The organism is Micromonospora sp. NPDC048894 (assembly GCF_040649765.1).
In the GTDB taxonomy this organism is placed as follows: domain Bacteria; phylum Actinomycetota; class Actinomycetes; order Mycobacteriales; family Micromonosporaceae; genus Micromonospora; species Micromonospora antibiotica.
On sequence record NZ_JBEZFY010000002.1, the window covers coordinates 38,375 to 62,280 of the forward strand.

At 71.6% G+C, this 23,906-nt stretch carries 28 protein-coding genes and 1 riboswitch; of the genes, 22 read left to right on the forward strand and 6 right to left on the reverse strand.

All coding sequences use genetic code 11. The annotated features are described in order from the left end of the window. Positions 1-68 precede the first annotated feature (68 nt). The gene (locus tag AB0C22_RS04065; protein WP_208565895.1) at positions 69-245 is read left to right on the forward strand and encodes an amidophosphoribosyltransferase; all 177 of its coding nucleotides are present in this window, start codon (positions 69-71) and stop codon (positions 243-245) included. A gap of 89 nt (positions 246-334) precedes the next feature. On the opposite strand, the gene AB0C22_RS04070 is transcribed toward AB0C22_RS04065, so the two are convergent. Continuing rightward, positions 335-991, reverse strand: coding sequence for a hypothetical protein (locus tag AB0C22_RS04070; protein ID WP_357533410.1), 657 nt, complete (start codon positions 989-991; stop codon positions 335-337). A 139-nt stretch (positions 992-1,130) separates the two neighbouring features. Between AB0C22_RS04070 and AB0C22_RS04075 the strand changes: the two genes are divergently transcribed. Then, positions 1,131-1,331, forward strand: coding sequence for a hypothetical protein (locus AB0C22_RS04075; protein ID WP_208565897.1), 201 nt, complete (start codon positions 1,131-1,133; stop codon positions 1,329-1,331). A 184-nt stretch (positions 1,332-1,515) separates the two neighbouring features. Here the strand turns inward: AB0C22_RS04075 and AB0C22_RS04080 are convergent, their stop codons facing one another. Continuing rightward, positions 1,516-2,397 carry a universal stress protein gene (locus AB0C22_RS04080; RefSeq protein ID WP_219462072.1) on the reverse strand — a complete coding sequence of 294 codons (882 nt, stop codon included), beginning with the start codon at positions 2,395-2,397 and terminating at the stop codon, positions 1,516-1,518. A 245-nt stretch (positions 2,398-2,642) separates the two neighbouring features. Here AB0C22_RS04080 and AB0C22_RS04085 point away from each other — a divergent pair, with 245 nt between their 5' ends. The 16 genes from AB0C22_RS04085 (at position 2,643) to gcvP (ending at position 18,246) form a co-directional block, all read left to right on the forward strand. Further along, on the forward strand, positions 2,643-3,818 hold the full coding sequence (locus AB0C22_RS04085) for a PP2C family protein-serine/threonine phosphatase (protein WP_219462071.1): 1,176 nt from the start codon (positions 2,643-2,645) through the stop codon (positions 3,816-3,818). A 47-nt stretch (positions 3,819-3,865) separates the two neighbouring features. Beyond that, a complete protein-coding gene (locus AB0C22_RS04090; protein ID WP_208565900.1) occupies positions 3,866-4,333 on the forward strand; it encodes a MarR family transcriptional regulator in 468 nt (155 codons plus the stop codon). A gap of 275 nt (positions 4,334-4,608) precedes the next feature. Further along, positions 4,609-5,241, forward strand: coding sequence for a CDP-alcohol phosphatidyltransferase family protein (locus tag AB0C22_RS04095; RefSeq protein WP_357533413.1), 633 nt, complete (start codon positions 4,609-4,611; stop codon positions 5,239-5,241). Beyond that, the gene (locus AB0C22_RS04100) at positions 5,238-6,188 is read left to right on the forward strand and encodes a DUF881 domain-containing protein (protein WP_357533415.1); all 951 of its coding nucleotides are present in this window, start codon (positions 5,238-5,240) and stop codon (positions 6,186-6,188) included. The genes AB0C22_RS04095 and AB0C22_RS04100 overlap by 4 nt, the downstream gene beginning before the upstream one ends. After that, complete coding sequence (locus AB0C22_RS04105; protein ID WP_067311500.1) at positions 6,185-6,517, forward strand: small basic family protein; 333 nt, start codon at positions 6,185-6,187, stop codon at positions 6,515-6,517. The genes AB0C22_RS04100 and AB0C22_RS04105 overlap by 4 nt, the downstream gene beginning before the upstream one ends. A 9-nt stretch (positions 6,518-6,526) precedes the next feature. Next, entirely contained in the window at positions 6,527-7,492 is a 966-nt protein-coding gene (locus AB0C22_RS04110; RefSeq protein WP_357533417.1) for a DUF881 domain-containing protein, read from the forward strand. 56 nt (positions 7,493-7,548) lie between these two features. Further along, positions 7,549-7,929, forward strand: coding sequence for a glycine cleavage system protein GcvH (gcvH, locus tag AB0C22_RS04115; RefSeq protein WP_208565904.1), 381 nt, complete (start codon positions 7,549-7,551; stop codon positions 7,927-7,929). A gap of 220 nt (positions 7,930-8,149) precedes the next feature. Beyond that, on the forward strand, positions 8,150-8,602 hold the full coding sequence (locus AB0C22_RS04120) for an FHA domain-containing protein (RefSeq protein ID WP_067311506.1): 453 nt from the start codon (positions 8,150-8,152) through the stop codon (positions 8,600-8,602). Between the two features lie 50 nt (positions 8,603-8,652). Continuing rightward, positions 8,653-9,348, forward strand: coding sequence for a MerR family transcriptional regulator (locus tag AB0C22_RS04125; protein ID WP_208566438.1), 696 nt, complete (start codon positions 8,653-8,655; stop codon positions 9,346-9,348). A 181-nt stretch (positions 9,349-9,529) separates the two neighbouring features. Beyond that, positions 9,530-9,994 carry a bifunctional nuclease family protein gene (locus AB0C22_RS04130; RefSeq protein ID WP_088647333.1) on the forward strand — a complete coding sequence of 155 codons (465 nt, stop codon included), beginning with the start codon at positions 9,530-9,532 and terminating at the stop codon, positions 9,992-9,994. 165 nt (positions 9,995-10,159) lie between these two features. Continuing rightward, entirely contained in the window at positions 10,160-10,771 is a 612-nt protein-coding gene (locus AB0C22_RS04135) for a MerR family transcriptional regulator (protein ID WP_208565905.1), read from the forward strand. Between the two features lie 396 nt (positions 10,772-11,167). Then, the gene (locus AB0C22_RS04140) at positions 11,168-12,352 is read left to right on the forward strand and encodes a nitric oxide synthase oxygenase (RefSeq protein ID WP_357533418.1); all 1,185 of its coding nucleotides are present in this window, start codon (positions 11,168-11,170) and stop codon (positions 12,350-12,352) included. Positions 12,353-12,354: 2 nt separating this feature from the next. Beyond that, positions 12,355-13,584 carry a globin domain-containing protein gene (locus AB0C22_RS04145; RefSeq protein WP_208565906.1) on the forward strand — a complete coding sequence of 410 codons (1,230 nt, stop codon included), beginning with the start codon at positions 12,355-12,357 and terminating at the stop codon, positions 13,582-13,584. Then, positions 13,581-14,219, forward strand: coding sequence for a hypothetical protein (locus tag AB0C22_RS04150; RefSeq protein ID WP_357533420.1), 639 nt, complete (start codon positions 13,581-13,583; stop codon positions 14,217-14,219). Before AB0C22_RS04145 ends, AB0C22_RS04150 begins: the two co-directional genes overlap by 4 nt. A 49-nt stretch (positions 14,220-14,268) precedes the next feature. Continuing rightward, complete coding sequence (locus tag AB0C22_RS04155; protein ID WP_308290744.1) at positions 14,269-15,168, forward strand: NAD-dependent protein deacetylase; 900 nt, start codon at positions 14,269-14,271, stop codon at positions 15,166-15,168. A gap of 78 nt (positions 15,169-15,246) precedes the next feature. After that, positions 15,247-15,344, forward strand: a riboswitch (glycine riboswitch). A gap of 79 nt (positions 15,345-15,423) precedes the next feature. After that, positions 15,424-18,246 (forward strand): aminomethyl-transferring glycine dehydrogenase, encoded by a 2,823-nt coding sequence (gene gcvP, locus AB0C22_RS04160; protein ID WP_357533422.1) that lies wholly within the window; start codon positions 15,424-15,426, stop codon positions 18,244-18,246. 115 nt (positions 18,247-18,361) lie between these two features. On the opposite strand, the gene AB0C22_RS04165 is transcribed toward gcvP, so the two are convergent. Further along, a complete protein-coding gene (locus AB0C22_RS04165) occupies positions 18,362-18,562 on the reverse strand; it encodes a DUF5999 family protein (RefSeq protein WP_067311530.1) in 201 nt (66 codons plus the stop codon). Positions 18,563-18,685: 123 nt separating this feature from the next. On the opposite strand from AB0C22_RS04165, the gene AB0C22_RS04170 reads away from it, so the two are divergent. From AB0C22_RS04170 to def, 3 genes are read left to right on the forward strand one after another with little or no spacing between them, the layout of a single operon-like run. Continuing rightward, positions 18,686-19,879 (forward strand): chorismate-binding protein, encoded by a 1,194-nt coding sequence (locus AB0C22_RS04170; protein ID WP_219462063.1) that lies wholly within the window; start codon positions 18,686-18,688, stop codon positions 19,877-19,879. Positions 19,880-19,907: 28 nt separating this feature from the next. Further along, the gene (locus AB0C22_RS04175) at positions 19,908-20,693 is read left to right on the forward strand and encodes a TetR/AcrR family transcriptional regulator (protein ID WP_219462062.1); all 786 of its coding nucleotides are present in this window, start codon (positions 19,908-19,910) and stop codon (positions 20,691-20,693) included. A gap of 10 nt (positions 20,694-20,703) precedes the next feature. Further along, positions 20,704-21,213: a peptide deformylase gene (gene def, locus AB0C22_RS04180; RefSeq protein WP_219462061.1), complete on the forward strand. Its 510-nt coding sequence runs from the start codon at positions 20,704-20,706 to the stop codon at positions 21,211-21,213. Between the two features lie 9 nt (positions 21,214-21,222). Here def and AB0C22_RS04185 read toward each other — a convergent pair whose 3' ends face one another. Continuing rightward, positions 21,223-21,999 (reverse strand): GNAT family N-acetyltransferase, encoded by a 777-nt coding sequence (locus AB0C22_RS04185; RefSeq protein ID WP_357533425.1) that lies wholly within the window; start codon positions 21,997-21,999, stop codon positions 21,223-21,225. 3 nt (positions 22,000-22,002) lie between these two features. Further along, complete coding sequence (locus tag AB0C22_RS04190; RefSeq protein ID WP_208565914.1) at positions 22,003-22,350, reverse strand: helix-turn-helix domain-containing protein; 348 nt, start codon at positions 22,348-22,350, stop codon at positions 22,003-22,005. 97 nt (positions 22,351-22,447) lie between these two features. On the opposite strand from AB0C22_RS04190, the gene AB0C22_RS04195 reads away from it, so the two are divergent. After that, on the forward strand, positions 22,448-23,062 hold the full coding sequence (locus AB0C22_RS04195) for a malonic semialdehyde reductase (RefSeq protein ID WP_208565915.1): 615 nt from the start codon (positions 22,448-22,450) through the stop codon (positions 23,060-23,062). A gap of 46 nt (positions 23,063-23,108) precedes the next feature. On the opposite strand, the gene AB0C22_RS04200 is transcribed toward AB0C22_RS04195, so the two are convergent. After that, positions 23,109-23,867 carry a TSUP family transporter gene (locus AB0C22_RS04200; protein WP_255597581.1) on the reverse strand — a complete coding sequence of 253 codons (759 nt, stop codon included), beginning with the start codon at positions 23,865-23,867 and terminating at the stop codon, positions 23,109-23,111. Positions 23,868-23,906 lie beyond the last annotated feature (39 nt).

Consider the following 23,906-nt stretch of genomic DNA (forward strand, 5'->3'; position numbering starts at 1 on the left):
AACCGGGTCTGATCGCCCGGCCCGGCAGGGCGGGTGCTCGTACCGTGCGGGGCGTGAAGGACCGAGGAATGCGGACGTTTCTGGCGGTGGTCGCCGGCCTCGCGGTGATCTACTTCGGGGTGACCGGGCGGAGCTCCACCGAGGACGGCGGTGGGGTCTCCGGCGGGGTGGTGCTGTTGGCCCTGCTCGCCGCCGTGCTGGTGTGGTACCTGACCAAGCCGGCGGGCAACAAACCGGTCGACTGACTGCTGCTCCGGTGGCCCCGTGCGCCACCCGGCTCGTCCAGCGCGATCAACGTCTGCGGCGGCGACGGGATCGCGGCGGGGGCGACCGGTCAGCGGGTCGCGGCGGCGGTGCGGGTCACCTCACCGGCCGACTCCTCCCCGAGGGCCACCCGGACCAGCGCCGACGCCAGCCGGCCGAAGTCCGGTTCGGCGACCAGCCCGGCCAACCCGTGCGGGTCGGCCGGTAGGCCGAGTCGTTTCGCGCCGGCCAGGGTGCGCCGGTCGGCGTACGGACGCACGTCCGGCCAGACCGTCTGCGCCTCCCGCAGGAAGATGTCCGCCCCGGTCGGGCCGATGCCGGGAAACTCGGTCAGCCGCCGTCGCAGCGCCGCCGGTTCGCCCCCGGCCTCCCGGTGCATCCGCCGCAGGTCACCGTGCCAGCGGTCCAGGCACAGGCGGGCCGCGGTGCCGAGCATCGTGGCGGTCCGCTCGTCGTAGCGGCGGTAGTGGCCGCGACCCAACGCGTCCACCCGGTCCTGCCATGGTGCCGCCTCCATCGCCTGCGGGGTACGCCACCCGGCGGCGAACAGTTCCCGGGCGGCGGCCACCGCCACCTGGGCCCGGATCCGGGTGCTCAGCAACGTGGTGAGCACCAGCAGTTGGTAGAGCGGGCCGGGCCGGTCGGCAAGCGTGATGCCGGCCTCCTCGGCGTAGGTGCGGCTCTGCCGGTCCAGCAGCGTCCGGGCCAGCCGTCGATCGTCCCCCATCACCCGGTACTACCCGTCCTGCCGCAGCTCACCCCTGGCCCCCCGGGGTCGACCTGCCGGGGCCCGCATGCGGCTCCCGGTGGCGGGTAACCGCTGCCGGGCGCGGAACACCGTGCCCCCACCCGGGAAGGAGACAGCCGTGACGAACGTGCAGCAGCCTGAGATGCGCCGCAACGGGAACAACCCGACCGTGCAGGACAGCGCGGGGCCTCCCGCGACCGGACACCCCGCCAACCGGGGCACCTCGCGCGGTGACCGGGGTCGCCCGACGCCCCGTGGCCAGGCGTCCCCGTACGGTCCGGGCGCGCAGACCGCCGACGACGACAGCGACCGGGGCTGACCACCCCGACGGCGGGGCCCGTGCGGGTGCCGGTGAGCTGCCGTCACCGGGCCCGGTTCCACCCGCCCGGACCGGGCCCGGTGCGCTGCGGAAGGGCCGTGATCGGATCGGCACTCCTCTGTGGCGTGTCGCCCACGTTCCGCAGTCTGGTCACGCGCCGGGCCGGGTGTGCCCGGCGGTGCCGTCAGGTCGGGGTGCGGACCACGGCGACCGGGCAGGCGCTGTGGTGCAGCACCCGGTGGCTGACCGAGCCGAGCAGCAGGCCGCCCAGCTCGCCGTGACCCCGACCGCCGACCACCACCAGCTGCGCCCGGCGGGACGCCTCGGTGAGCGCGGCGACCGGCCGGGCGTGTACGGGCTCCCGGTCGACGGGCACGTCGGGGTGTCGTCCGGCGAGCCCGACGAGGCACCCGGCGAGCACGTCGTCCTCCTCGTCGCGCAGCCGGGACTCGTCGTACACCAGGGGTTGGATGTCGCCGGGGCGGGTGGAGGCCGGGTGGGTGTAGGCGTGCAGGGCCCGCAGTCGGACGCCCCGGGCGGACGCCTGCGCGGCGGCGAAGTCCACGGCGGCGCGGGAGGCCGGCGAGCCGTCGACCCCCACGACCACCGGGCCGTCGGGGTGTTCCTCGCCCCGGGCGACCAGGACCGGACAGTCGGCGTGCGTGGCGACCTGGATCGCCACCGAACCGACCAGCAGCGCGGTGAATCCGCCGAGGCCCCGGTCACCCAGCACGATGACCGCCGCGCCGGGTGTCTCGCCGAGCAGCACCGCCGAGGCCTCACCGTCGATGATCTCTCCGGTCACCCGGACGCCGGGCTGCGCCGTGCGGGCTTCGGCCACGGCCGCCTCCACCAGGTTCTGTGCCTGCTGGCGCAACCCGCCGCCGGGTGGGTTGCCGGCGAGCGGGTCGATCGGCACCCGCAGCAGCGGCCAGATGAAGCCGTGCACCACCCGCAGTGGCCGGTGCCCCCGCACCGCCTCGGTCGCGGCCAGCCGGACGGCGCGTAGCGCCGACTCCGAGCCGTCCACGCCCACCACGACCGCCGCGCCGTTCGCCGAGTTCACCCCGCGCACCTCCCGCCCGCGCCAGTATCACGGCCGGGCGGGGGTCGGCGGGGCGGAAACCGCCGACCCCGACCCGGCCGGTACGGCTGTCGGCGTCGGTCGGGTCGGGTCGGGTCGAAGGAGGGTGTCGTCGGTTGCGGTGCGGCGGTGCGGGGGGCGGTCCCAGCCGTGGTGACCCCGGTCGGAACGGGGCCGATCGCTCCGTATGATGCTTGCCCTGTAGCAAGAATCTCGGAGGGACGATCATGTCGGATGCGCTCGCAGCGATGTCGCGTGCGCTACGTGAGGCTCCACCCGACCAGGTGGTGGAGGCCGTCGACCGGGCCCTCCGGTCCGCCCTCGACGCGGTGCGGGTCGACGTGTTCCTGGCCGACTACCGGATCAGTGGGCTGTGGTCGGTGCTCGACCCGGAGCTGTCCGCCGGGTCCCTCAGCGGCCAGGGCGCGGCGCAACGCTGCTTCAGCGGCCAGCGACCGGTGCTCGACCCGCACGACGGCGGGCCCTTGCGGGTGTGGGCGCCGCTGACCGCGTGGGGGGAACGCCTGGGGGTGTTCCTGGTCGAGCTGGCCGGTGGTCCGGACCACCCGACCGTGGACCTGATCGCCGACCTGGCCGTCGACCTGGCCACCACGTTGCGGGCCGCCGACCGGGAGACCGACCGCTACCGGCGTACGCGGCGTCGGGAGCGGCTGAGCATGGCCGCCGAGATGCAGTGGGAGCTGTTGCCTGGGCGCAGCGTCACCAACGAGGCGTTCCTGCTGGCCGGGCAGCTCGAACCGGCGTACTCGGTGGGTGGCGACCACTTCGACTGGTCGGTCGACCCGGGGCGGCTCACCCTCACCGTCCTCAACGGGGCCGGGACCGGGTTGGCCGCCGCGATGCTCACCGCGCTCACGGTCAACGCCATCCGCAACGCGAGACGCTCGGGCGGTGGTCTGGTGGAGCAGGCCGAACTGGCTTCGGACACCCTGTTCTACCAGCATCGCGGGCAGCGGCACGTGGCGACGTTGCTGCTGTCGGTGGACACCGCCACCGGTCGCGCGCGGGCGGTCGACGCCGGTTCGCCGCGGGTGCTGCGGCTGCGGGGGAGCGCCATCGAACGGATCACCCTGGAGCCGCAGCTGCCGTTGGGCATGTTCGCCGAGACCCGCTACACGGTCCAGGAGTTCGACCTGCTGCCCGGTGACCGGCTCTTCGTGGTCAGCGACGGCGTGTACGACGCGCAGCCGGGCGGCCAGGAGGCATACGGTGAGCGGGCCATGGCCCGGTCGATGCGGTCGACGCGGCTGCAACCGGCGACGGAGGCGGTCGGTACGGTGATGCGCGAGCTGTTCGCATATCATGCCGACACTGATCTCCGTGACGACGCCGTCGTCGTGTGCCTGGACTGGTGCGGTCCGGGCGGGTGGCGCGCTCGGTGATCGGTCGTCAGCGACACACGACAGCGGAGAATCGCAGGGGACAGCGGGTGGATCGACCTCCGGATCTTGCTGCGGCGATCGATGCCGCCGCCGAGGCGCTCGTCGGTGTGCTCGACTCGGCCACTTCCCGTCACCAGGTGGCGGTCCCGCCGACCCAGCTGCGGGTGCTGGCGTTGATCAGGGAGCGGCCGGAGACGAACGTCAACGGGTTGGCCGAGCTGCTGGACGTGGTGCCGTCGTCGGCCAGCCGCCTCTGTGACCGGCTGGAGGCCACCGGCCTGCTGCGTCGCACCCCGGACCCCCGGGACCGGCGGGAGGTGCGGCTGGTCCTGACCGCCGCGGCGGTCACCCTGTTGGCCGAGGTCCGGGAGCGCCGGCACCGGGCGGTGCAGGCGGTGCTGGACCGGATGCCGGCGCGGGCCCAGCACGAACTGCTGTTGGCGCTGGTGGCCTTCGGTCAGGCGGCTGCCTCGGGCACGCCGCCCCAGACCGACACGGCCGTGCGTACCGCCTGAGGGCGGACCGCGTTCCCCTATTATCCTAGGATGCCTTAGCGGTGGTGACGCAACACACGACAGACCACGTCGCCGACAGGGAACGCGTCGTACCGAAAGGCCACAACGAGCCCGATATAGTGGCTGCCGGCCCGGGGTGTCGACCACCGCGGGCCGCATCAGGGGGAGGTCCCGGCCGGGATCACCGAGACGCCGGCACCCGCCGGCCCGGTAGCGCACGACTGATCGCGGCACCCGTGCGGGGTGCCGCGGATCGTGCTGCGGAGGGAGGTTCGGTGTCACGTCGGCCGGCTCGGGCAGAGCATCCGGGTGCACCGGGTGGGGCAGACCGGGTGATGACCCTGCCGAACCTGATCAGCTTCGTCCGGTTGCTCGGCGTACCCCTGTTTCTGTGGCTGTTCCTGGTCGTGGAGGCGGACGTCGCGGCGATCGTGGTGCTCGCCCTCGGCGGCACCTCCGACTGGGTGGACGGGTGGATCGCGCGCCGGCTCGGGCAGGTCAGCCGGCTGGGCGAGCTGCTCGACCCGCTCGCCGACCGGCTCTACATCCTCGCCACCCTGCTCGCCTTCACCGCCCGGGAGGTGGTGCCGTGGCAGTTCACCGCGGCGCTGCTGGCCCGGGAGCTGCTGCTGCTCGGTTCACTGGCGGTGCTGCGCCGCTACGGCTACGGCCCGCCGCCGGTGCACTACGTCGGCAAGACCGCCACCTTCCTGCTGCTGGCCGCCTTCCCGCTGCTGCTCGTCGCGTCGGTGACCACGTCGGTGACGGCGACGACCGTCGGGGCGATCGGCTGGGGGGCGGCCTGGTGGGGGCTGGTGCTGTACTGGGTGGCCGGGGCGATGTACGTGATGCAGGCGACCCAGCTGGTCCGGGGGGCACGGTCGGGTCCCGGGGGAGCTGCCGCGTGAGCGCGCCACAGGACGGGCCGAAGCCCCCGGTCCGGTTGTTCACCCCGGACTTCCTCACCGAGCTGTTCCAGAATCCGTTGGATCCGGGCTACGCCGACGCGGCGGCCCGTCGGCGGGAGGCGCCGCCGACGGCCGGTTGGCGGGGTGGCTCGGCGCGGGTGGTGGCGATCGTGGTGGTCGTCGCGGTGGGTTTCCTGTTCGCGGTGGCCTACCGGGAGACGATGGCCGACGAGCCGAGTCGCAGTCAGGCGCGGGCCGCGTTGATCGCGCAGATCAAGCAGCGGGAGGCGGAGACCGACGCGATGACCGTGCGGGCGGCGCGGTTGCGGGAGGAGGTCGGTCGGCAGCGCGACGCGGCGTTGAGTGGTTCGCAGGCGGCCCGGTTGCGCAACCTGGAGGCGGGGACCGGTCTCGGTCGGGTGCGTGGTGACGGGGTGGTGGTGCGGTTGGCCGACGCGCCGTCGCAGGACGACGGGGCGGTGGGCGGTGACTCGGGGGCCGGACCGTCCCGGGTGATCTACTCGGATCTGCAGAAGGTCGCCAACGATCTGTGGGCCGCGGGTGCGGAGGCGATCGCGATCAACGGTCAGCGGTTGACGGCGACGTCGACGATCCGGTCGGCGGGCGCGGCGATCCTGGTGGACTTCCGTCCGGTGACCAGCCCGTACGAGGTTTCGGCGATCGGGCCGAAGGCGTTGCGGGACCGGTTCGACGACAGCCGTTCGGCGTATCTGATGCGTCGGGTGGCCCGGGACACGGGGTTGTCGTTCGAGGTGCGCCGGGCGGACGACCTCACGCTGCCGTCCGCTCCGGAGCCGCGGCTACGCTACGCGCGGCCGTCGGTGAGTCCGAGTCCGTCGTCGACGGGTTCGGGTGCTGTTCGTTCGTCCGGTGCCGGGTCGTCCGGTCCGGGTTCGTCTTCCCGCCCTTCCGGAGGTGTCCGATGATCGCGGTGCTGGCGTTGCTCGCCGGTGTGGTGCTGGGGATCTATCTTGATCCGACGGTGCCTGCGGCGTTGCAGCCGTACCTGCCGATCGCGGTGGTGGCCGCGCTCGACGCCGTGTTCGGTGGGGTGCGGGCGAAGTTGGACCGGATCTTCGACGACAAGCAGTTCGTGGTGTCGTTCATCTCGAACGTGCTGGTGGCCGGGTTGATCGTGTATCTGGGTGACCAGTTGGGGGTGGGGGGTCAGTTGTCCACGGGTGTGGTGGTCGTGTTGGGGGTGCGGATCTTCGGCAATGTGGCGGCGATCCGCCGGCACCTGTTCCGGGCGTAGGTTGGTGACGTGAGCGACGAGCATCGGGAGACGGGTACCGGGTGGCCGCAGCCGGAGGCGGGTCGTCCGGCGGTTGGCCCGGATCCGCGTCCGGACGCGCCGGATGCGGACGAGGTGAGTTCGCTGGTGCCGGACGAGGGTGGCCCGGGGTCCGGTGACGACGGCGGCGAGACGGTGAACCTGGCGCAGGTGGCGTCGTCCGGGGCGCGGCCGGTGGAGTCCGGGCCGGTGTCGTCGGCGGCGGAGCCCGTGGAGTCGGCGTCGTCGCGGATGCCGGGTCGGAAGGTGTCGTCGGCGGGGGTGATGATCGCGGCGTTGCTGGCGTTGTTGGGGTTCACGTTGGTGGTGCAGTTGAAGACCACGTCGACGGATCCGACCCTGGCGGCGACCCGGCAGGAGGACCTGGTGCGGATCTTCTCGGATCTGGATTCCCGGGAGAAGCGTCTGCAGCAGGACATCGAGGGCCTGGAGGACAGCCAGCGGCAGTTGCGGTCGGGGGAGCAGGGTCGGCAGGCGGCGTTGGAGGAGGCGACGAAGCGGGCCGACGAGATGGGCATCCTGGCGGGTACGTTGCCGGCGCGGGGGCCGGGGTTGGCGGTGCGGTTCGAGCCGGGTGGCAAGCCGATCCGGGCGGACCGGGTGTTGGATGCGGTGCAGGAGTTGCGGGGTGCGGGTGCGGAGGCGATGCAGATCTCGGGTGGGGATCGGGCGACGGTGCGAATCATCGCCTCGACGTACTTCCTGGACGGGTCGGGGGATGCGTTGGTGGTGGACGGGCGGACGTTGACGGGTCCGTTCACGATCACGGTGATCGGTGATCCGGAGACGATGCGTACCGCGTTGAACATTCCGGGCGGGGTGGCCGCATCGGTTCGCGGTGACGGCGGTAACGTGAGCGTCGAGGATCGTGAGGTTGCCGAGGTTTCGGCGCTGCACGCGCCGTTGAAGCTGGAACACGCCCGTCCGGTCTCCTGAGGCCGGCGCGGCCGCGCCGGGTGGTCCCGGTGCACCGATGGATGAGGGACGCGCTGGTGATTCCTGAGGATCTGCGTTACACCGCCGAGCACGAGTGGGTGGTGGGTGCCGAGGGTGGCACCGTCCGGGTCGGTATCACCCAGTTCGCGCAGGATGCGTTGGGTGACATCGTGTTCGTGCAGTTGCCGGACTCCGGTGTGGTGGTGGAGGCCGGTGAGTCGTTGGGTGAGATCGAGTCGACCAAGAGTGTGTCGGAGCTCTACGCGCCGGTGAGCGGGACGGTGTCGGCGCGTAACGAGGCGTTGGGTGACTCTCCTGAGGTGATCAACTCGGATCCGTACGGTGCGGGTTGGTTGGTGGAGATCGTGCCGGCGGATCCGGCGGCGGTGGATGGTTTGTTGACCGCTGACGCGTACCGTGAGCTCACCGAGAGCTGATTGGTGTCGTGCCGGGCGTGGGTGATGTTTGCCGCGCGTCCGGTTGCCCTGCATTTCGGCGCTGGCTAGGCTCGCCCAGTCGACCGAGAACCCCAAATGGTTGAGTGTTGGGTGATTGCCTTCCTGGGCACGGGGAGCCAGCCGCCGGGTGTGTGATCTGCCCGGCGGCCATACCCGCCGTTATCCTGATGCTGACCGAACTGATCCGTGAGGTGGTCCCATGACGCGCCCAGGCGACGAGTTCCCCCCGCTCGACGTCACTTCGACGCTCAATCTCGGTTCGCTGGACGAAGTGCTGGAGGGTCCGGACACCGATGTGGTGCCGAGTCGGATGTCCGGCTCGTTGCCGCCGGGGATGGCGCTGCTGGTGGTTCGTCGGGGTCCGAATGCGGGTGCCCGGTTCCTGTTGGACCATGATGTGACGACGAGTGGCCGGCATCCGGACAGTGACATCTTCCTGGACGATGTGACGGTGTCGCGGCGGCATGCTGAGTTCCATCGGGATTCGGGGACGTTCACGGTGCGGGACGTGGGGAGCCTGAACGGCACCTACGTGAACCGGGAACGGGTCGAGGCGGCCACGTTGAGCAATGGTGACGAGGTGCAGATCGGTAAGTTCCGGGTGGTGTTCATCGCCGGTCCTCGCCCGGAGGAGGAGGCCGGCCGGGGGTGAACGAGCCTGCGGCCTCCATGCCGTCCGGGGCGGCCCGGTCACACCCGCTGATGAGTATCGGTGAGGTGCTGGGTCAGCTGCGGGTGGAGTTTCCGGACGTCACGATTTCCAAGTTGCGGTTCCTTGAGGCCGAGGGCCTGGTGGAGCCGCAGCGGACGGCGGCGGGTTACCGGAAGTACAGCTGGGACGATGTGGCCCGGTTGCGTTTCGTGTTGACGGCGCAGCGGGATCAGTTTCTGCCGTTGCGGGTGATCCGTGAGCAGTTGGCGCAGTGGGACGGTGGTGACGAGACGCCGGGCCGGCAGCGGCCGACGTTGGTGGCGGTGGGTCCCGGTGGTGAGGTGCCGGGCCGGTCGGTGGAGGAGCCTGAGTCGCAGGTGCGGCTCGGGCGGGCCGATCTGGTGGCGCGTAGTGGGATCGCCGAGTCGACGTTGGGTGAGTTGGAGCGGCTGGGTGTGTTGGTGCCGGATCCGCCGGGGTGGTACGACGCGGATGCGTTGATCATCGCGCGGGCGGTGGCGGGTCTGGCGGCGTACGGGTTGGAGCCTCGGCATCTGCGGGGTTACCGGTCGTCGGCGGATCGTGAGGTGGGTTTGTTCGCGCAGTTGGTGGCGCCGTTGGCGCGGCAGTCGGATCCGGCGGCGCGGGCGCGGGCGGCGGAGACGGCGCGTGAGTTGGTGGCGTTGTCGCAGCAGTTGCATGCGGCGTTGGTGCGGGTGGGGTTGCGGTCGACGTTGGGTCGGTGACCCGGTTCGGTGGTGTGCGCGGAAGGTTCTGCCCCGGGAAGCGTGTCGTAGGCTTGCCGGGGTAACCCCTTTTCTGGCGCGGTGCGGGTGCTGGTGCGGATGGGACGGCCGTGTCGAGGTCCGTGTACCGTGCAGGGACAGGCGCGGTGCGGGTGTAGGTGACAACGACACGGAGGCGGCGGTGCGCGAGCTGAGCGTGGTCGGGGTTCGGGTGGAGCTGCCCAGCAACCAGCCGATCGTCCTGCTCAGGGAAGTCGAGGGCGACCGCTATCTGCCGATCTGGATCGGTGCGGTCGAGGCCACGGCTATCGCTTATGAGCAGCAGGGGGTCAAACCGGCCCGGCCGTTGACGCATGATTTGTTGCGGGACGTGCTGGCGGCGTTGCAGGCGCCGTTGCGGGCGGTGGAGATCACCGAGTTGAAGGAGAACGTCTTCTACGCTGATCTGTTGCTGGGTGACGGGGTGCGGGTGTCGGCCCGGCCGAGTGATTCGATCGCGTTGGCGTTGCGGGTGGGTGCGCCTATTCGTTGTGCGGAGCAGGTCCTCAGTGAGGCGGGGATCGTGATTCCCGACGAGCAGGAGGACGAGGTGGAGAAGTTCCGGGAGTTCCTGGAGCAGGTGCGTCCGGAGGATTTCGCCGGTTGAGGCCGGGTCGTCGTGGTGGCGGCGTCGGTGTGTGGTGTGTCGTCGCGCGGCGTGTCGCGGCGGTTTCTCCGTGGTAACCCCTTGGTGCGGCGTTAGGGTTGCCGTGTCGAGGGGTGGGCGTCGGCGTAGTCGACGTGGTGCCGCACTGACGGGGAGGTTGTCGGGATGCACGAGCCACGGGAGCCTGAGCCAGGCGTGGAGCGGGGCGGGTCGGGCGCGGTGTCGTCGTCGCTGGAGGGCGACGGTGCGGTCGGGTACCGGGGTGTGACGGCCTGTTCGGCGGTGGGGATCAGTTACCGCCAGCTGGACTACTGGGCGCGGACGACGTTGGTGGTGCCGAGTGTCCGGGACGCGTCGGGTTCGGGTACGTCGCGGTTGTATTCGTTTCGGGACCTGGTGGTGTTGAAGGTCGTCAAGCGGTTGTTGGATGCCGGGGTGTCCCTGCAGAACATCCGGAAGGCGATCGAGGCGTTGCGGTCGCGTGGGGTGGAGGACCTGGCGGGGATCACGCTGATCTCGGACGGGACGACGGTGTACGAGTGCCGGTCTCCGGAGGAGGTGGTGGACCTGTTGCAGGGTGGCCAGGGGGTGTTCGGTATCGCGATCGGTGGGGCGTTCAAGGAGATCCAGGGGTCGTTGTCGCATCTGCCGGCGGAGCCGGCGGTGGCCGGGGGTGGGGAGTCCGTGTCGGCTGCGGGTGGTGTCGCGCAGGGGTCGTCGTCGGAGGTGGTGGGTGACGAGTTGGCGGCGCGTCGGGCGCGGCGGCGGGCGGGGTGATTCGTGGTGTCGTCGACGCCGCGGCCGGGGTTCCGGTCGCGGCGTTTTGTTGTGTGGGTGGTGGGGTGTCGTATCGATGTGGCTCGTGACCTGGGTGGTGGGGTGGGGTCCATGGTGGATGTTCCCGGGTGGAGTCGGGTTTGTTGACAGCGGTGGTTCGGCCGTGAATCCTGTCCAGGGCGATCACCAGAGAACATCGATCGGTCACGGTGAGTGACGGTTGGTGGTGGCGTCGGGTTGATGCGTGGAGCATGGTGCGGGGGTCGCATCCGTGGTCCCGCCGAGGACGGGAAACGAACCACAGTGCACATTGATCACTATGTCGGCGTGGGTGCCGTGCGGGCCGGTGGTGTCGTCGCCGGTCACGATGCCGGGTCGCGGTGTCCGGTCTCCGCTGTGTCGCCGCCGGGTGTCGCGGTCCACTCCGGTGGGGAGGTGGTGGCGGAGGCGACGGAGTTCCTGGAGGCGTTGCACGCCGAGCGGCAGTTGCCGGGGTTGGCGGCGCGGTTGGCGGAGGTGCGCGAGGAGATCGCGTTGACCGGTTCGTACCGGCACACCCGGGAGGAGTTGGTGTACGGGGCGCGGGTGGCGTGGCGGCAGTCGGCGCGGTGTGTGGGGCGGGTGCGGTGGGCGGGGTTGCGGGTGCGGGACCGTCGGCACGTGACGACGGCGGCGGGTATCGCCGGGGAGTTGTCGGCGCATCTGGCGGCGGGGGACAACGGGGGTCGGATCCAGTCGGTGATCACGGTTTTCGCGCCGGACCGGCCCGGGGTGGGTCCGCGGGCGCGGATCTGGAACGACCAGTTGGTCCGTTACTGCGGTCATCTGCGGGACGACGGTGTGGTGGTGGGTGATCCGGCGCAGGTGGCGATGGTGCGGGCGGCTCGCCGGTTGGGGTGGCGGCCGCCGCCGGTGCCGGGGCGGTTCGACCTGTTGCCGTGGGTGATCGAGACGGCGCACGAGTCGCCGTCGGTGTGGCAGGTGCCGCGGGAGTTGGTGCGGGAGGTGGCGTTGACCCATCCGGACCATCCGTGGTTCGCGGATCTGATGCTGCGTTGGCATGCGCTGCCGGTGATCAGTAACATGCGTCTGCGTATCGGCGGGGTCGACTACAGTTGCGCGCCGTTCAACGGTCACTATCTGGGTGATGAGATCGGGACCCGGAACATGGGTGACCGGCAGCGGTATGACCAGTTGCCGGTGGTGGCGGCGGGGTTGGGGTTGGACACGTCGCGGGAGGACACTCTGTGGCGGGAGCATGCGGCGTTGGTGTTGAACCAGGCGGTGTTGCACTCGTTCCGGGAGGCGGGGGTGCGGGTGTCCGATCCGCACACCGAGTCGGAGTTGTTCATGAAGTTCTGTGCGCAGGAGGAGCGGGCGGGTCGTCCGGTGCACGGTGACTGGTCGTGGCTCAACGGGAGTGTGGGGTGGGCGGCGTTGCACGCGGTGCACCACCGCTACTACGACACCCGGGTCCCGAATCCGAATCTTTGGCAGACTGACCGCGCCTACGACCCGGATGGTGTGGTGGAGATGACGTTGCGTGAGCGTCATGACGTGGCTCGCGCGCAGGAGGACTGAGGATGGACAACGCGGCGTTGCGCCAGAGTTGGAGCCAGTTCTCCGCTGCCGGCCCGGAGGCGGCGAAGTATTTCTATGCCACGTTGTTCGTGGTGGCGCCGGAGGCGCGGTCGATGTTCCCGACGAACATGCAGTATCAGGAGGACAAGCTCCTGGCGGCGTTGGGGCACATCATCACCAGTTTGGACGATCCGGGGGCGTTGTCGGCGTTCGCGCAGCGGTTGGGTGCCGACCATCGGCGGTTCCATGGTCAGGACCAGCGGGGTAATCCGGTGGTGTTGGCGGAGCGGCACTACATCTGGGTGGGTCAGGCGTTGCTGGCGACGTTGGAGCGGTTCCTGGGCCCGTACTTCACGCCGGCGTTGCGGGCGCAGTGGGCGGCGGCGTACGAGTTGGTGGCGAAGCTGATGCTCGATGGTGCGGCGGAGGCGGAACGGACGTCGCCGCCGCACTGGGAGGCGGAGGTGTTGACGGCGGAGCGGCGCCGCGCCGACATCATGGTGTTCACGGTGCGTCCGAACTACCTGTGCAGCTACCGGCCGGGGCAGTCGTTGCCGGTGCAGGTGCCGCAGTTGCGGACGTGGCGGTACCTGTCGCCGGCGAACGCGCCGCGTGCGGACGGGACGATCGAGTTCCATGTGCGGGCGGCGGGCCGGTTCTCCACGCATCTGGTGCGCCGGTTGCGGGCGGGTGAGCGGTTGTTGTTGGGGCATCCGACGGGGACGGCGTTGTCGTCGTTCGACCGGTCGCCGCACCTGCCGTTGTTGTTGATCGCGGGGGGTACGGGGTTGGCGCCGTTGCGGGCGGTGGTGGAGGCGGTGCAGCAGGGTGCGGGGCGGCGCACGACGCTGGTGGTGGGTGGGCGTACCCCGGACGACCTGTATGACGAGGTGGCGGTGTCGCGGTTGGCGGCGTTGTCGCCGGCGGCGGGGTGGCCGCATGGGGGGACGGGGTGGTTGCGGTACGTGCCGACGGTGGAGACGGGTTGGGGTTGGCAGGGGGCGATCGGTCGGGCCGGTGACACGGCGGTGCGGTTGGGGCCGTGGGCGGACACGGAGATCCTGGTGTGTGGCAGTCCGGAGATGACCCGGGAGACGGTGGCGATCCTGGCGCGTTCGGGTGTGGATCCGGAGCAGGTCCTGACGGAAAGCTATGATCATTCCCTCTATCCGCCGCTCGCCGAGGCCGGTGCCGGTGCTCCGCGTGACTTCAGTGGGACGGGTGCCCGATGAGCGTGGACCACTCCGATCGGCTCGGCGCGGAGGAGGGTGAGATCGCCCGCCAGTTGTCGGTGTTGGAGGAGCGGCGGTTCCGGGGCAGTCACTGGTTGTCCGCTGATGAGGTCGCGGCGTTGGTCCGGTCGGCGGATGACCGGATCGGGGTGTTGACGGCGGAGTTGGCGCGGCAGCGGCGGGAGAACCAGGGGCTGCTGAGTCAGGTGGAGATGCTGCGGCACGGGACGTTGCCGAGTAGCGCGCCGCAGGGCCCGGATCCGATGACTGTCGAGTTGGCGATGCGGGCGCAGGACGAGGCGAACCGGACGATCGGTGAGGCCAGCGCGGAGGGCGCGGAGATCATCGCGGATGCGCGGCGGCAGGCTGAGGAGATCGTCGCTGACGCGCACCGGCGGGCCGGTGAGGTGGGTGGGGCGGGGCCGCCGGCCGGTGGGGGTCCGTCGCCGGAGTTGGCGGGGAAGTTGCAGGCGTTGGAGGAGCGGCACGCGGCGGCGTTGGCGGCGGTTGCGGCGGCGCAGCAGCAGCTGAACCGGTGGCAGTCGTATCTGGCGGCGCAGTCGGAGCAGCTGCGGGCGGATGCGGCGGCGGCGGGTGGGGCGAGCGCCCAGCTGCGGGCGGTCCTGGGCGGCTGAGTGGACCCGCAGGGTCGCCGGGGTGCGGCGGCTGAGGCAGCATGGACGGGTGACGGAGACGATCGACGCGTTGGCGGGCCTGGTCGCCGCTGGTGGGGTCGTGGTGTTGAGTGGGGCCGGGTTGTCCACGGAGTCGGGTATTCCCGACTACCGGGGGCCGACGGGTGTGGCCCGCCGGCATCCGCCCATGACGTATCAGGCGTTCACCCGGGAGCCGGCGGCCCGGCGGCGGTACTGGGCGCGTAGTCACCTGGGGTGGCGGATGGTCGCGCGGGCGTCGCCGAACGACGGGCATCGGGCGGTGGCCCGGTTGCAGGCCGCCGGTCTGGTCGACGGGGTGATCACCCAGAACGTCGATGGTCTGCACACGGCGGCGGGTAGCACCGGGGTGGTGGATCTGCATGGCCGCCTGGACACGGTGGTGTGTCTGGGGTGTGGTGACCGCACGTCGCGGGAGGAGCTGGATCGGCGGTTGGTGGCGGCGAACCCGGGGTTCGACGCGACGGTCGCGGTGGTGAATCCGGATGGTGACGTGGAACTCGACGATGAGCGGGTGGCCGCGTTCCGGTTGGTCGACTGCACGCGTTGTGGTGCGGGGATGCTGAAACCGGACGTGGTGTTCTTCGGGGAGACGGTGCCCGCCGACCGGGTGTCGCGGTGTTTCGCGATGGTCGACGCGGCCCGGTCGTTGCTGGTGCTGGGGTCGTCGTTGACGGTGTGGTCGGGGCGGCGGTTCGTGTTGCGGGCGGCGAAACTGGGCACGGCGGTGGTGATCGCCAATCAGGGTGTCACCCGGGGTGACGGGTATGCGGCGCTGCGGGTGGATGCCCCGTTGGGGTGGGTGTTGCCGCAGGTGGTGCAGCGGGTGGTGGCGGGCGCGGACCGCGCTGCGGGTGACGGGGTCGGCGGGTCCGCCCCGGTGGTGGCGGTCACGCCCGTGGCGGGTTGATCTCCGCCCGGTGGGGTCGACCCGGGGGGTACGACATCCGCCGGTAACGGTGGCGCTGGTAGCGTTGACCATGCCGACACCACCCACGCGGGAGAGATCGCCCAGCAGTATCCGGGCGGCGCCGAAGGGGCAGATTCTCCCCGGAACCTCTCAGGCAGAAGGACCGCGACGGGCAGGCACTGTGGAGCGCCGTGCGGCGTGACTCAGGGGGAGGCCGATCCGTCGACCTCGCCCCGTGGAGTCTGGAGCGCACGCATGACCGCAGAACAGTTCGCCGACCGGCACATCGGTCCCGGCCCGGATGACGAGCGCCGCATGTTGGACGTCGTCGGGCACGGCTCGATCGACGAGCTGATGGACGCGGCGATTCCCGAGGTGATCCGGTGGCACGGCACCCTGGATCTGCCGGCGCCGGCCACGGAGCGGGAGGCGATCGCCGAGCTGCGCGCGTTGGCGTCCCGCAACACGGTCGCGGTGTCGATGATCGGCCTGGGTTACCACGGCACCCACACCCCGGCGGTGATCCGCCGCAACGTGTTGGAGAACCCGGCCTGGTACACGGCGTACACCCCGTACCAGCCGGAGATCAGTCAGGGCCGGTTGGAGGCGCTGCTGAACTTCCAGACGATGGTGACGGACCTGACGGGGTTGGCGACGGCGAACGCGTCGATGCTCGACGAGGCGACGGCGGCGGCGGAGGCGATGACGCTGGCGCGGCGGGCGTCGAAGAGCCGCAGCACGGTGTACGTGGTGGACGCGGACGCGTTGCCGCAGACCGTGGCGGTGCTCGCGGGTCGGGCCGAGCCGCTCGGTATCGAGGTGCGGGTGGTGGACCTGGCCGTGGAGGAGTTGCCGGCGGAGTTCTTCGGTCTGCACCTGCAGTACCCGGGGGCGTCGGGTGCGGTGCGTGACCATGCGCCGCTGGTCGATGCGGCGCACGCGGTGGGGGCGTTGGTGACGGTGGCGGCGGACCTGTTGGCGTTGACGGTGCTGCGGGCGCCGGGGCGCATCGGGGTGGACATCGCGGCGGGCACCACGCAGCGGTTCGGGGTGCCGATGGGTTTCGGTGGGCCGCACGCCGGTTACCTGGCGGTGCGGGCCGGGTTGGAGCGGATGCTGCCGGGTCGGCTGGTCGGGGTGTCCCGGGACGCGGCCGGTGAGCCGGCGTACCGGTTGGCGTTGCAGACGCGGGAGCAGCACATCCGGCGGGAGAAGGCGACCAGCAACATCTGCACCGCGCAGGTGTTGCTGGCGGTGATGGCCGGCATGTACGCCGTGTACCACGGGTCGGACGGGTTGCGGCGGATCGCCGACCGGACCCGGGGGATGGCGTTGCGGTTGGCGGCGGGGTTGCGCGCCGGTGGCGTCGAGGTCGTCGACGGGGTGTTCTTCGACACGGTGACGGCGGTGGTGCCGGGTGGGGCGGCGCGGGTGGTGGCGGCGGCGCGGGAGCGGGGGGTGAACCTGCGGCTGGTCGACGCCGACCGGGTGGGGGTGTCGTGTGACGAGACGACCACCGGGGCGCACCTGGCGGTGGTGTGGGAGGCGTTCGGGGTGGATCCGGTCGTCGGTGACGTGGAGGTGGCGTTGCCGGCGGGGTTGGCGCGGGACACCGACTTCCTGTCCCATCCGGTGTTCCGCAGTCACCATTCGGAGACGGCGATGCTGCGGTACCTGCGCCGGTTGGCGGACTTCGACTACGCCCTGGACCGGGGCATGATCCCGTTGGGGTCGTGCACGATGAAGCTGAACGCGACCACCGAGATGGAGCCGGTGACGTGGCCGGAGTTCGCGCATCTGCACCCGTTCGCCCCGGATGAGCAGACCGCCGGTTACCGGGAGCTGATCGGGCAGTTGGAGGGGTGGCTGGCGGAGGTCACCGGGTACGACGCGGTCAGTGTGCAGCCCAACGCCGGGTCGCAGGGGGAGTTGGCGGGGTTGTTGGCGATCCGCGCCTACCACCGGGACCGGGGTGACACCCACCGGGACGTGTGTCTGATCCCGTCGTCGGCGCACGGCACGAACGCCGCGTCGGCGGTGATGGCCGGGATGCGGGTGGTGGTGGTCGCCTGTGACGCCGATGGCAACGTCGACCTGGTCGACCTCGACGCGAAGATCGACAAGCATCGGGACGCTCTCGCGGCGATCATGGTGACGTACCCGTCGACGCACGGGGTGTACGAGACGGGCATCGCGTCGTTGTGCGCGAAGGTCCACGACGCCGGTGGTCAGGTGTACGTCGACGGGGCGAACCTCAACGCGTTGGTCGGGTTCGCCAAGCCGGGCCGGTTCGGCGCGGACGTGTCGCACCTGAACCTGCACAAGACGTTCTGCATTCCGCACGGTGGGGGTGGGCCGGGGGTGGGTCCGGTGGCGGTGCGGTCGCACCTGGCGGCGTACCTGCCGGGGGACCCGTCGGGTGCCCGGGTGCAGGGGGCGCCGGCGATCTCGGCGGCCCGGTACGGGTCGGCGGGGATCCTGCCGATCCCGTGGGCGTACCTGCGGATGATGGGCGCGGCGGGGCTGGCCCGGGCGACGGGGGTGGCGGTGCTGGCGGCGAACTACGTGGCGGTGCGGCTGCGGGAGCACTTCCCGGTGCTGTACGCCGGCAACAAGGGCCTGGTGGCGCACGAGTGCATCCTGGATCTGCGTCCGCTGTCGAAGGCGACCGGGGTCAGTGTCGACGACGTGGCGAAGCGGCTGATCGACTACGGGTTCCACGCGCCGACGATGTCGTTCCCGGTGGCGGGGACGCTGATGGTGGAGCCGACCGAGAGTGAGGACCTGGCCGAGTTGGACCGGTTCTGCGACGCGATGATCGCGATCCGGGCGGAGATCGACCAGGTGGCGTCGGGACAGTGGCCGGCCGGGGACAATCCGCTGGCCAACGCTCCGCACACCGCGGCGATGGTGTCGGCCGACGAGTGGCCGCATCCGTATCCGCGGTCGGTGGGGGCGTACCCGGGTGGGGTGGACCGGGCGGGGAAGTACTGGCCGCCGGTGCGGCGGGTCGACGGCGCGTACGGCGACCGGAACCTGATGTGTTCGTGCCCGGCGCCGGAGGCGTTCGAGGGTTGAGGCGCGGTGCCGGGGCGGCGGACGTGCCGCCCCGGTGCGGCGACCGGGGAGGGCGGCCCCTGTCGGGGGCCAGCCTGCGATGATGTGGCTGGTGACGCCGACGGACCGTGATCGGTCAGGCGACGAGGGCGTGCCGGGCCGGCCCGCGGTGCGGGGCGATGGTGCTGCCGTCGGGAAGGAGTTCACCGGTGTCCTCGAAGACGATGACACCGTTGCAGAGCAGGCTCCAGCCCTGCTCAGGGAAGCAGGCGATGACCCGGGCGGCGTCCCGGTCGGTCGCTTCGGCGGAAGGGCAGGTGATCTGGTGCTGACACATCGGGTTCTCCGGACTGTGGGGGCACTGTGTCATGGTTCACATGACCAGTGACGCACAGTACCAAGGGACAGCGCACCGGATCGAGCAGCCTTCGGTCATGTTGCCCCGAAATCCGCTGAACGGATGAGCAGGAATGGGCCACCCGGCGTGGAAACGCTCCCAACGGTGCCGGTCGACGTACCGGGGGTGCCGGCGCGGTGCCGCAGCGTGCTCGTCGAACGTGACCGCTTCGAGTGGCGGATCACCGACGGTGGTGACCCGGCCGCGCAGATCGCCGGTTTCCTCGCCGCGCACGGCCTGCCGGTCGACGACCTGACCCGCCCGGCGACCCACCGCACCGACGGCCCCTGCGGCGCCGCCCTGTTCGTCTCCGCCGCCGCCGGCGCCCGGATGGTCGGCGCACCCACCGGCGCGGCCAGCCCGGCACCGGACCTGCCCGACGTCGCCGTCGTCGTCTACGACCACGGCACCCGCCGCCCGCCCCCGACCGGGCCGGTGCCGGGGCACCTGCGGGTCGGCCCCTGGCGGGACAGCTGGACCCCCGGGCAGCACGCCGACGCGGTGCGCACCGTCCGGGCCGCCATCGGCCGCGGCGACGTCTACCAGGTCAACGTCGTCGGCCACGCCGCCGCCACCTACACCGGTGACCCGCGGCCCGCGCTGGCCCGCCTCGCCGGCCTGCCCGGCGCCCGCTACGGCGGCACCCTGCACGGCGACCGTTGGACGATCGGCTGTGCCTCACCGGAGACCCTCGTCGCCGTGCACGCCGGCCGGGTCGTCACCCGCCCGATCAAGGGCACCCGCCCGGCCACTGCCGCCGGCCGCCGCGAGCTGCTCGCCTCCGCCAAGGAACGCGCCGAACACGTCATGATCGTCGACCTGGAACGCAACGACCTGGCCCGGATCGCCCGCACCGGTTCGGTGACCGTCGACGACCTGTTCACCGTGCGCCGCTGGTGCGACCTGTGGCAGGCCGAGTCGACCGTGTCCGCGGCCCTCGCCGACGGGATCGGCCTGGCTGACCTGCTGCGCGCCACCTGCCCCGGCGGGTCGGTCACCGGCGCCCCGAAACACGCCGCGCTGGCGTTGGTCGCCGCCGTCGAACCCGTCGGCCGGGGCGCCGGCATGGGCGGGTTCGGCTGGATCGGCCCCGACCACCTCGACCTGGGCCTGACCATCCGCACCGCCGCCGCCGACACCGACCGGTTGCACCTGTGGGCCGGCGGCGGCATCACCTGGGACAGTGACCCCGACGCCGAGGTCGCCGAGGCCGCCGCCAAGGCCGCCCCGGTGCGTGCCCTGCTCGCCGCCGACTGACCACCGCACCGGCCGCTATGGTGGCCGCATGCACGTCGAGTACAGCGGCACCGGCGACCCCGCCCGCAGCCTCGCCCTGCTCTGGCGCACCCGCGAACGCACCAGCCGCAGCGGCGACCTGGGCGTCGACCGGATCGTCCGGGCCGCCATCGACGTCGCCGACACCGACGGACTCGCCGCGCTGTCCATGCGTCGGGTCGCCGAACGTCTCGGCGTGGGCACCATGTCCCTCTACACCCACGTGCCGGGCAAGGGTGAACTGCTCGACCTCATGCTCGACACCGTGCACGGCGAGACCCCCCGACCGGCGGACGTCCCGGGCGGCTGGCGGGACCGCCTGGAACGCGTCGCCCGCGACAACTGGGCGCTGTACCTGCGCCACCCCTGGCTGTTGCAGGTCGCCACCACCCGCCCACCCCTGGGTCCGCAGGTCACCGCACGCTACGACCACGAACTACGTGCCGTCGAGGGTATCGGCCTGACCGACCTGGAGATGGACGCCGTGATCACCCTCGTCGACTCCTACGTCCACGGCGCGGTACGCGGCGCGGTGGAAGCCGCCCAGGCCACCGCCCGCACCGGCCTCACCGACGAACAGTGGTGGCACGCCCACGCCCCCTACCTGGAAAAGGTGATGGACCCGGCCCGTTTCCCCACCGCCGCCCGGGTCGGCGCCGCCGCCGGGCAGGAGTACCAGGCCGCCACCGACCCGACCCGTGCCTTCGACTTCGGACTGGCCCGCATCCTCGACGGTATCGCCGCCCTGGTGGCCGACCGGTGCGCCGGTCCACCGCCGCCGGTGACCCCCCGATAGCCTTCCGGGCATGACCGTACGCCCGATCAGGATCATCGGTGACCCCGTCCTGCGCACCGCCTGCACCCCGGTGACCCGCTTCGACACCGCCCTGCAGCAGCTCGTCGACGACCTGATGGACACCCTCACCGGCGAACCGGGCCGGGCCGGTGTCGCCGCCCCGCAGATCGGCGTCGACGCCCAGGTGTTCGTCTACGACGCCGACGGCCACCGCGGCCACCTGATCAACCCCACCATCGAGTTGTCCGACGAGACCCAGGACGACGACGAGGGGTGCCTGTCCATTCCCGGGCTGTACTTCCCGACCCGCCGGGCCCTGCACGCCACCGTGCACGGCGTGGACCGGCACGGCGACCCGCTGACCATCTCCGGCAGCGGGTTCCTCGCCCGCGCCCTGCAACACGAGACCGACCACCTCGCCGGTCGGCTCTACGTCGACACCCTGCGCGGTGACATCCGCCGCAAGGCGCTGCGGGAGATCCGCGCCGGCCGGTTCGACTCACCGAGCCGCCACCGCTGACCGGCCGGCTCAACCCGCCCCGCTGGTCAGCGTGTACTCACCGAACCGTGCCACCGTGGTGAAACCGAGCCGCCCGTAGAGGCGCACCGCCGTGGTGTTGTCGGCCCGCACGTTCAACGTCACGTGATCGACGCTGTCGCGTAGCCGGGCGCACAGCGCGGCGACGACCGCCTGGGCCAACCCCCGACCCCGCGCCTGCGGGCGGGTGGTCACGTTGCCCACCGCGGCCACCCGGTAGGTCGGCGACCACACGTGCACCCCGGCCACCGCGACCAGCTCACCACCCGCACGTACCCCCAGGTAGTGGCCGGTGTCGAGCATCCGCGGGTCGAACCAGTTACCGGGGTACGCGTCGGCGTACAGGGCCCGCAGCGCCGGCAGGTCCGCCCCGGTCAGCACCTCACCCGAGGTGGCGACCCCGGCCAGCCGACCCGGGTCGGTCAACGCCATCCGCAGGTGCGCCCCCGCCGGGGTGATCACGTACCGGCCCGCGAGGACCTGTTCCAGCCCGGGGGACAGGTGCGCGTACAGCCGGGCGGGCAGCACCGGGGCCAGTTCGTCGAGCAGCGCCGCCGCCGCCGGCCGGTCCTCTTCGGCGGCGAACAGCAGCAGCACCGGCTGTGCCGCCCCGTGGTAGAGCAACGCCACCTGCTCACCCCGACGGAACCACGACGTGTAGGGCCAGAAGAAGTCGTCCAGGTCACCCAACTGGTAGGCGTGCAGCACCGGATCGCGCCGCAGCAGCCCGGCCAGCACGGCACGGTCGTGTTCGGCGCGGACCGGCACCGCTCAGCAACGACCTGCGGGAAGGTTCTCGTCGGCCCAGCGGGCCAGCTCGTCCAGCGCCGGCAGCAGGGCGGCGCCCCGGCCGGTCAGCTGGTAGCTGACCCCCAGCGGGGGGCCCTCCCGCACGGTGCGGCTGACCAGGTCGACCCGGGCCAGCTCACCGAGGCGGTCCGACAGCACCGACTCGCTGATCCCCGGCAGTGCCCGGGCCAGCTCGGCGAAGCCCGCCGGCCCCTGGGCGAGGGTGCCCAGGATCATGCCGTTCCACCGTTTGCCCAGGAACGCGAACGCCCGGGACAGCCCCCCGGGACAGGCGCGGGGCCCGTCGTCGATCGGGGAGCACGTCGTCATAAGCCCAGCATACGTGGTCCGTAACTCACCCTAGCCACTTCGAAAAAACTAGCTGCTACTGTGGTCGCAGCAATCGCCGATCCGACCGGAGGACACCATGACCGACGTACTGCCCAACCACCTGATCACCCTCGACCCGCAGGCCCAGGCCCAACTGTTCACCGAAGCCCGCACCGCCAACACCTTCACCGACACCCCCGTCAGCGACGAACAACTCCACGCGATCTTCGACCTCGCCAAGTACCCACCCACCGCCATGAACGTCCAACCCCTGCGGGTGCTGTTCGTCCGCCCCGGCGAAGGCCGCGACCGCCTCCTCACCCACGTCGCCGAAGGCAACCGCACCAAAACCGCCACCGCCCCCGTCGTCGCCGTCCTCGCCGCCGACACCAACTTCCACGAACACCTCGACACCGTCTTCCCCATCCGCCCCGGCATGCGCGAACACTTCGCCGCCGACCCCACCGTCCGCGACGGCATGGCCCGCTTCAACGCCGGCCTCCAGGTCGGCTACTTCCTGCTCGCCATCCGCGCCGCCGGCCTCGCCGCCGGACCCATGGGCGGATTCGACGCCACCGGCGTCGACAACGAATTCTTCACCGACACCGGCTGGAAGTCCCTGCTCCTGGTCAACATCGGACACCCCGGCCCCGACGCCTGGCACCCCCGCCTGCCCCGCCTCGACTACGACACCGTCGTCCGACACGCCTGAACCACCCCAGACCCACCAGTGGCTGGCCCGCCGAGCACCCACCCGCTCAGCCGGCCAGCCACTGGTCGTAACCCAACCGCACCACCAACGCCACCACCACCACCAGCAACACCACCCGCACGAACCCCGCACCCCGCCGCAACGCCATCCGCGCCCCCACCGCCGCCCCCGCCACGTTGCACACCGCCATCGCCAACCCCAACCACCACCACACGTGCCCCGTCACCGCGAACACCACCAACGCCCCCAGATTCGTCCCCGCGTTGACCACCTTCGCCATCGCCGAACCACCCAGAAAATCCGCCCCCACCAACACCGTGAACGCCACCACCAGGAACGTCCCCGTCCCCGGCCCGATCAACCCGTCGTACAACGCGATACCCACCCCCGCCACCCCCACCGCCGCCACCACCCGCACCCGGGTCCGCCGCGCCGGCACCGCCACCGTCCCCAACCGCGGCCGCAACACCACGAACAACGCCACCCCCACCAACACCACCAACACCACCGGCCGGTACGCCCCCGCCGGCACCACCCCCGCCAACGCCGCACCCACCCCCGCACACCCCACCGCCAACACCGCCGCCGGACCCGCCACCGCCCAATCGACCCGCGTGCGCCGCGCGAACGTCACCGCCGCCGTCGACGTACCCGCGATCGCCGCCAACTTGTTCGTCCCCAACGCCGTCGCCACCGGCACCCCCGGCACCGCCACCAACAACGCCGGCAACAACAACAACCCACCCCCACCGACCACCGCATCCACCCACCCCGCCAGGGCAGCCGCAGCCAGCAGAGTCGTCAACGACACAGGATCCACGGCCGGCCATTCTCCCCACCCCAC